The organism is Delftia sp. ASV31 (assembly GCF_016428765.1).
In the GTDB taxonomy this organism is placed as follows: domain Bacteria; phylum Pseudomonadota; class Gammaproteobacteria; order Burkholderiales; family Burkholderiaceae_C; genus Comamonas; species Comamonas acidovorans.
On record NZ_JAELTK010000286.1, the window covers coordinates 1 to 314 of the forward strand.

Annotated in this window: 1 pseudogene; it reads left to right on the forward strand. The window is 72.9% G+C overall.

Annotated features, from left to right (window positions below):
- Positions 1–314: pseudogene (locus tag JHD82_RS29435) on the forward strand (hypothetical protein); the annotation flags it as partial.

Sequence of the window (314 nt, forward strand, 5' to 3'; positions counted from 1 at the left end):
CCCCCCCCCCCCCCCCCCCCCCCCCCCCCCCCCCCCCCCCCCCCCCCCCCCCCCCCCCCCCCCCCCCCCCCCCCCCCCCCCCCCCCCCCCCCCCCCCCCCCCCCCCCCCCCTTTTTAATGATACGCCGACCACCGAGATCTACACTGTTCGCATTTCGTCGGCAGCGTCAGATGTGTATAAGAGACAGGTGGAAGACATTGCCGCGGATTATCCACTGTCGCCGCATCCCCCGCGAAAGGCTCCGGATGCGGGGTCCACGGCCGCCCCCGCACCCGGCACCAGCGCTGTCATCAACTGTTACGCAACGGATACA